Annotated in this window: 7 protein-coding genes and 1 tRNA gene; all 8 read left to right on the forward strand. The window is 56.8% G+C overall.

Going from position 1 to position 7,686, the window contains the following annotated elements; genetic code table 11:
- Positions 1–76: 76 nt before the first annotated feature.
- Positions 77–340: a TIGR03905 family TSCPD domain-containing protein gene (locus ACTQZF_RS06740; RefSeq protein ID WP_427794045.1), complete on the forward strand. Its 264-nt coding sequence runs from the start codon at positions 77–79 to the stop codon at positions 338–340.
- The gene (locus ACTQZF_RS06745) at positions 340–1,551 is read left to right on the forward strand and encodes a hypothetical protein (protein ID WP_427748135.1); all 1,212 of its coding nucleotides are present in this window, start codon (positions 340–342) and stop codon (positions 1,549–1,551) included. Before ACTQZF_RS06740 ends, ACTQZF_RS06745 begins: the two co-directional genes overlap by 1 nt.
- 152 nt (positions 1,552–1,703) lie before the next feature.
- On the forward strand, positions 1,704–2,426 hold the full coding sequence (locus tag ACTQZF_RS06750; protein WP_006236208.1) for a response regulator transcription factor: 723 nt from the start codon (positions 1,704–1,706) through the stop codon (positions 2,424–2,426).
- An 11-nt stretch (positions 2,427–2,437) separates the two neighbouring features.
- The gene (locus ACTQZF_RS06755; protein ID WP_441554873.1) at positions 2,438–4,003 is read left to right on the forward strand and encodes a sensor histidine kinase; all 1,566 of its coding nucleotides are present in this window, start codon (positions 2,438–2,440) and stop codon (positions 4,001–4,003) included.
- Positions 4,004–4,121: 118 nt separating this feature from the next.
- Positions 4,122–5,000, forward strand: a complete 879-nt coding sequence (locus ACTQZF_RS06760) for a phosphoribosylaminoimidazolesuccinocarboxamide synthase (protein ID WP_154516897.1) — start codon at positions 4,122–4,124, stop codon at positions 4,998–5,000.
- On the forward strand, positions 5,001–5,576 hold the full coding sequence (locus tag ACTQZF_RS06765) for a hypothetical protein (protein ID WP_427717870.1): 576 nt from the start codon (positions 5,001–5,003) through the stop codon (positions 5,574–5,576).
- Between the two features lie 93 nt (positions 5,577–5,669).
- A complete protein-coding gene (locus tag ACTQZF_RS06770; protein WP_427794046.1) occupies positions 5,670–6,950 on the forward strand; it encodes an aminopeptidase in 1,281 nt (426 codons plus the stop codon).
- A 28-nt stretch (positions 6,951–6,978) separates the two neighbouring features.
- Positions 6,979–7,054, forward strand: a tRNA-Lys gene (locus ACTQZF_RS06775).
- Positions 7,055–7,686 lie beyond the last annotated feature (632 nt).

The following is a 7,686-nucleotide window of genomic DNA, read 5'->3' on the forward strand; positions in this document are numbered from 1 at the left end:
GGTAAAGCGCCTCGTTGCATTTATGGAAAGACGGGGATAATAGTCGTCTCGAATGACATTCTGAGAAGGAGATCGCATGATTTCGTTTGATTACAAGCCCCAGGGCGTGTGTACTCGCAATATTCACCTCAATCTTTCCGATGACGGCAGCAAAGTGCTGGGCGTTGAGTTTACCGGCGGCTGCAACGGCAACCTCAAGGCCATCTCTAAATTGGTCGAAGGTGCTTCTTCCGATCGTGTGATTGAGGTGTTGGCCGGCAATACGTGCGGCACGAAAAAGACCTCCTGTGCCGACCAACTTACGCGTGCCATCGAGGCCGCGCGTGCCGAGATTGCCTAATGAGTATTTTTGATCGCGTTAAGAATGGGGTAACGCGCCGAGGATTTGTGTTGGGTGGTGCTGCCGCGAGTGCTGCCACGCTGCTTGCGGGGTGCTCGAAAAAAACGGGCACCAGCGATGATGCTGCCGGTGAGCCGCAGGTTATCAAAGATGATTCCAAGATCGTCTCGATTACCGAAGAGTATGAGGCCGTCGACATTGATCTTAAGCCGACGGCGTCGTGGACGTTGCCATTGGGGACGCTGCTGTACTACTGCGATGGCGGTTACGCTGCGGCGATGATGGCGCCCGCATCTGCGCTGCATGCCAACACGCTTGGCGTGTTCAACATGGGGGACGGCTCACTCACCACGTTGATTGACGATCCTGTCGAGGGTTCCGGTTATGCGTTTTACGACGTTCGCGCCACCGATAGTGTGTTTGCGTGGGTTGAGATGAACTACGCGAATTCGTCGTGGAAGCTCTATGCGCAAACCCTGTCGGGCGCGGCGCTTACTGGTAATGCCGTTGAGCTTGATCGCGGCGGTGAGGATTACGACCCTCCGCTGTTTACCGCCTTTGACTCGTCGGTCATCTGGTACAAGATGCCTTCGACCGGTGGCAATAAGACCGGCAGCGATTCATATTGCTACCGCCGTTCGCTCGATGAATCTAAAGCGGAGGCAATCTGGAAGTCGACAGGCCGCTTTGCGTCTGCACCGCGCGTGAGCGATGGCATCCTGACTATCTCACCCCGCGTGCGCAATGACGAGGGCGTCTATTACGGCATGACGGCGATCGACCTGACGGATGGCAACAATACCAAGAGGGCTCAGCTGGTCCTTCCTTCGTCGGTGTCACCTTTCGAGGCCGTATATATGGGCGATACGTTTGTGTTCTCCATTGAGGCGACCTATGCCGGCGTGGGCGGCCTGGGCAATATGGGTACCTACATTGGTAACGAGGGCGGACCGTATCAATTTCTATCGCGCGAACCGCTTGCGTGCGCCGCCGGCAGGAAGGGCAAATATCTGGTTAAGGTTCAGGCATCGCATTTTCTGATCGATACCTCCGCTAAAACCTATGGTTCGCTGCTGTCGCCCGACCGCGCTCTCGAATATGGCGATTATCCAGCTACGGCGGGAAAATCGAATACGTTTTTAACCTATGCCACGGTGCGTAATAGCCAAGGAATTCCCGAGACGGTTACCGCTCGCCTGTTCTCTCTTTAGCGCCGAGGGGTTAAAAAGGCGCCAACGGGGGAATAAGCCCATTGTAACCGTGAGTACCGCCCGCCGAGCTGTCGCGCCCATGCGATGCCCGGTGGGCTCAGGTGCGTTAAAATGGGCTTGTTCTTAGCTAATTGAGACAGGGGGGCCGTGTTATGGCTTCAGATGCAAAAAAGATTCTGCTGGTCGAGGACGAGAAGGCGATCCGTGACGCTGTCGCTGCCTATCTCGAGCGCGAGGGCTACTGGGTTGTTGGCGTTGGCGATGGCCAGTCTGCGATCGAGGAGTTCGAGAAGCACCAGTTCGACCTGGTTGTGCTCGACCTTATGCTCCCCAAGATCCCCGGCGAGCGCGTTTGCCGCACTATCCGCGATACCTCGGATGTGCCCATCATCATGCTTACCGCCAAGGGCGAGATCGAGGATCGCATCATCGGCCTCGAGCTTGGTGCCGACGACTACCTGATCAAGCCGTTCTCGCCGCGCGAGCTCGTCGCCCGCGTTCGCGCCCTGTTCCGTCGTGCTCACCAGGCAGACGAGCCCGCCGTTGAGGTACTCGACTTTGGCGATCTGGTCATCGATATCTCGGGCCACAAGATCTTGGTCGAGGGCAAGGAAGTTGATTTGACCGCTTCCGAGTTTAAGCTGCTTACCACGCTTGCTCGCCATCCCGGTCGCGTCTATAACCGTATGGAGCTGGTCGAGAAGGTGCTCGGCTACGACTTTGAGGGCTACGAGCGCACCATCGACAGCCACGTGAAGAACCTTCGCGCCAAGCTGGGCGACGACCCCAAGAAGCCTAAGTGGCTCTATACCGTTCACGGCGTCGGTTATCGCTTCGAGGCTCCGGCCAAGACCGATAAGTCGGACGAGAAATAGGTAAATCACATATGACACCTGCGCGCTTTGAAATCGGACAAAAGCACAAGCAGGAGAACGAGGCGGGTTCCAAGGCAAGTTGGAACACGCCTCGTTCCGATTCACGGCCGGCGATGAGCTATCCCTCGCGTATGGCTTTGGCTTTTGCCCTGACATCGCTCATGACGGTATTGGTGCTGGTGGGCGTTGTCTCCGTTGTGTGGGGCACCGTCTTTTCGGATTACACGCGCTCCAATATCGTCGAGATCGCCAATTCTGCTGCCGAAAAGCTTGCGACGTCGTATGAGGAAAGCGGCAATTGGACTGCGGGCGAGCTGCGCACGGTCGCGACATCGAGCTTGGTGTCCGACGACCTGGGTATGCAGGTCGTCAACAAAAAGGGCGTTGTCGTTTATGACGACTCATGGCCTTCGGCAAGTGCGACCGCCGATGTGCGCGAGAGCGAATTGCCGTCGAGCAGCTCGAGCGGTAAAAAGGCCTCGCATAGCCCGGTCTCGTCAGCGCCCACCGACTCCGATAGCGTTGCCAACGTCGAAATCGTTACGTCCTCTGGCGAGCATGTCGGACAGGTAAAGCTATGGGCTATCGGCTCCGACGCTCTGCTCACTAAGGCAGATTCTGCGTTTAGGGAGAAGACCTTTAACGCCATGGCTCTTGCCGCGGTTGTTGCAATCTGCATCTCGGTCGTTATCGGATCGCTCGTGTCGCGCATGCTTACCAAGCCGATTCATCGTATTACGAGCACAGCCAAGCAAATTCGCGACGGCGATCTGTCTGCTCGTACGGGCTTGCGCGGCGATGACGAAATCGATCAGCTGGGTGAGACCTTTGACGAGATGGCCACCTCACTCGAGAAAGATATGAAGCACGAAAAGCGCCTGACCTCGGATGTCGCACACGAGCTTCGTACACCGCTCATGGCCATGCTTGCAACGGTCGAGGCCATGCAAGACGGCGTGTACCCCACCGACGACGAGCATCTGGAGACGGTCGCTTCCGAGACGCGTCGCCTCGCTCGTTTGGTGCAGCAGATGCTCGACCTATCGCGTATGGAAAACAGCACGGCTCCGCTCAATCTCGAACCGGTGGACATGGTTCCGTTCGTGCGATCGATTGTGAACGGCCAGGAGCGTCTGTTTGCCGACCGTGACCTTCGCCTTCGCTTTGCAGATGAAACCCAGGGGCACGACGATGTCGTCGAGGCCGATCCCGACATGATCACGCAATGCGTCATCAACCTCATGAGCAACGCCATGCGCTACACCCCCGAGGGTGGTTGGGTCGTAGTGTCGGTGCTCAGTGACCGCAAGCATGTCAGTATTGCCGTTTCGGATACCGGTATCGGTATTGCCAAGGACGATCTGTCGCGTATCTTCGGACGATTTTGGCGCGCCGATGCCAGCCGCGCCCGCGAAGCTGGCGGCCTGGGCGTCGGCCTCGCCGTAACTAAACAGATCGTCGAGCGTCACCATGGCTACATATCCGTGGAGTCGGAGCTTGGAAAGGGTACGACTTTTACGATTCATCTGCCCCGCGAGCACACGGCGGACGCGGCATCTACTACAATGGAGCACTAGCTTTTCGCTATTCGGTGAAGGAGGGACCGCGTCCCTGCCGCTCCGAGTTTGCGAAAACGTGCGGTAAAGAACCCGCATTTCTGTCGTATTTAGGTAAGGAGTGACTCACGTGACAACGATGGAGCGTCGTCCGGATTCCCGTGGCAAGGTTCGTGATATCTACGATGCCGGCGAAAACCTGTTGATGGTCGCCACCGATCGCATTTCTGCGTTCGACTTTATTCTTCCCGACGAAATTCCGTTTAAGGGAGAGGTGCTCAACCGTATCTCGGCGTTCTGGTTCGACAAGTTTGCCGATATCGTCCCCAATCACCTCGTCTCCATCGATCCGGCGGATTTCCCCAAGGAGTTTGCCGAGTATCGTGACTATCTCGCAGGCCGCGCCATGCTGGTTAAGAAGGCCCAGACGATTCCTATCGAGTGCATCGTCCGCGGCTATCTGACCGGTTCGGGCAAGAAGACCTACGACGAGAACGGCACCGTCTGCGGCATCCAGCTGCCTGAGGGCCTGACCGAGGCCTCCAAGCTCCCCGAGCCGCTGTTCACCCCGTCCACGAAGGCCGAGATCGGTGATCACGACGAGAATATCTCGTTTGAGCGTTGCTGCGAGATCGTTGGCGAGGACATCGCCACGCAGATCCGCGATCTATCTCTTAAGATCTACAAGGCTGCCGCCGAGTATGCAGCGACCCGTGGCATCATCATTGCCGACACCAAGTTTGAGTTTGGTGTCATCGATGGCAAGGTCACGCTGATCGACGAGTGCCTCACGCCCGACTCCAGCCGTTTCTGGCCTGCCGCCAGCTACGAGGAGGGTAAGATTCAGCCTAGCTACGACAAGCAATTCGTCCGCAATTGGCTCAAGGCCAACTGGGATATGACGGGGGAGACCCCGCATCTGCCCGCCGAGGTCATCGATGGCACGTCCGAGCGCTATCGCGAGGCCTTCCAGATCATCACGGGCTCCCAGTTTACAAGCATGAAGGAGAACGCGTAAGTGAGTACCCGCAGCGCCACGAACAAGCGCACGCAATCCCACGAGGTTACCGGGGTTGCGCGCAAGTCCGCCGCATCCGCCAAGCCAGCTCGTCAGGCAGCGAGTTCTGTTCGCGTCGTGCCGGCATCATCCAAGGCACGCCGCAAGGAGCTCGAGAAGGGCGAGAGCCTCGAGGGCCTCTCTAAAGAGGAGAAGCGCGCCCGCAAGGCTAAGCGGCGCGCCAAGGAGGACCGCATCTACACGGTGTCGAGTATTCTTCTCAAGCAGGATGAGGACTACACCAAGCGCCGCCGCATCTGGTGGGCCGTGCTTACTATCGGCATGGTGCTCGTCGTGGCCATTTGGTCTTCGCTGTACTTCGCTCCCGCTGGCATGGTGTCCAGCCCCGTCCAGATGGCCGGCATTGTTTTGTCCTACATCGTCATTCTGGGTGACTTCATCTACGACTTCGTGCGCATCCGTCCCTTGCGCAATATGTATCGCGCGCAGGCCGAGGGCATGTCCGATAACAAGCTCAACGCTATTATTGAGCGCTCGGCTGCCAAAGAGGACAAGAAGGCCTCCAAGAAGAAGTAGTAGCGTTACAACCTATAGATATCGCTAAGATATAAGGCGCGTCGTTTTTTGCGGCGCGCCTTTTTACTGTCCTGTAGATAGATGGAGTGGCACATGATTCGAGCTGCCCTGACGGTCGAAGAGGCTCTGGAGGGTATGAAGTCCCTGGAGCCCAAGATTAAAAATTATGCGCGTCTCGTTGTCCGCAAGGGCGTCAACGTTAAGCCCGGTCAGGAGGTCGTCGTTCAGTCTCCCGTCGAGTGCGCGTCATTTGCGCGCGTGGTGGTTGCGGAGGCTTATGACGCCGGTGCCGGTCACGTGACGGTCATCTGGGCTGACGATGCCGTGACGAGGCTTACCTACGAGCATGTCGAGAAAAGCTATTTTGAGCAGACTCCCGAGTGGAAGCGCATACAGCTGGATTCGTTTGCCCAAGACGGTGCCTGCTTTATCTTTATTGAGGGCACGGACCCTGCTGCCCTCAAGGGCATCGATCCCGCTAAGCCTGCCGCAGCTTCTAAGGCGAGGAACATGCAGTGTAAGGTCTTCCGCCGTGGACTGGACTACAACATTAACCCGTGGTGCATCGCCGGCGCTCCGGTCGCTGCTTGGGCGCGCGAGGTATTCCCGGGAGACGCCGATGAGGTTGCAGTTTATAAACTGTGGAATGCGATTCTGCACACCGCTCGTGCTGATGGCCAGGACCCGGAGAGCGACTGGGAGCTCCATGACGCCACATTCGAAAAGAACCTGCGCTTCCTAAACGATAATCAATTTGATTGCCTGCACTACACCGCTTCGAACGGAACTGATCTGACGATTGGAATGACGAAAGGCCATGAGTGGGCCGGCGGTAAGGGAAAAACTCCCGACGGTCACCCTTTCTTCCCCAACATTCCCACCGAGGAGGTCTTCACCTCGCCCGATCGTATGCGCGCCGACGGCATCGTGTACTCGGCTATGCCGCTCATTCACCACGGCAATAAGGTTGACGATTTTTGGATTAAGTTCGAGAACGGCCGCGTAGTGGACTATGACGCTCGCGTGGGTAAGGCAACGCTTGCGAGCATTATTGAAACCGATGAAGGTGCTGCTCATCTGGGCGAGGTCGCGCTTATTTCCAAGAACACACCAATTCGTGAAAGCGGCATTCTGTTCTACGACACACTCTATGACGAGAACGCCAGCTGTCACCTTGCGTTGGGTGTCGGTTTTCCCGAGTGCATCGAAAGCGGGTATGACATGTCCAAAGAGGAACTTCTGGAGCACGGAGTCAACGTTTCGAGCACGCACGTTGACTTTATGATTGGCACGGACGACATCGATATTACGGGCATTACACCTGATGGACGTGAAATTGTGATTTTCCAGAACGGCCAATGGAGTTGGGAATAGTCTCAGACCGTGGTACAATGCCATCCGCGGGCCGTTAGCTCAGCTGGCAGAGCAGGGGACTTTTAATCCCAAGGTCCAGGGTTCGAACCCCTGACGGCCCACCATAGAATAGAAAAGCGACTGGCGGATGCCGGCCGCTTTTTTTGTTGCCGGTGCACGGGTTCGAACCCGATCTTCTCTATATATAAGGACGCCTGGCGGCCAAAACCAGCCTTTTACCGACAGGAAACCAAAACCAGATGCCGTTAGAGTAAAGTAGCGCACCAGAGATGACCGATACCTCAACACCTATAAACCAGCTGGTCATCGCCAATACCGGAAGCCAATGCTTCAGATATGACTTCAGTGGAACAGCTGAAGGATTGGTTCATTTGTGAACAAAATATGGAGTGCTGGATTCCCGCCCCGCGGGCCCCTCCGGTCTGGCAATATATCTGCTTGCCGCGCGGCCCGGTCGGACCGGGAACCGGCGCAGGCGTGCACCTTGAGAACCGGATACTGCGAGGATGGACACACCAGATGTGTCGCATCCGGGCAGACATCGAACCATTTGTAATGGTCTGACTTGGATTCGTTTTTCGCAAGGCCGCCGAGAGGCGGCCCCGAGAATTCCTTTTCCTATCAAACAGAACCATATGAATCGAACGGAACCGATCAGCGAATGACTGAGAGGACCGGACGGGCTCGAGGCCCAAACATATTTGGACGGAGAGTTCGATCCTGGCTCAGGATGAAC

Origin of the sequence: Collinsella sp. LCP19S3_H3 (genome assembly GCF_052119145.1) — a bacterium.
Classification (GTDB): Bacteria; Actinomycetota; Coriobacteriia; order Coriobacteriales; family Coriobacteriaceae; genus Collinsella.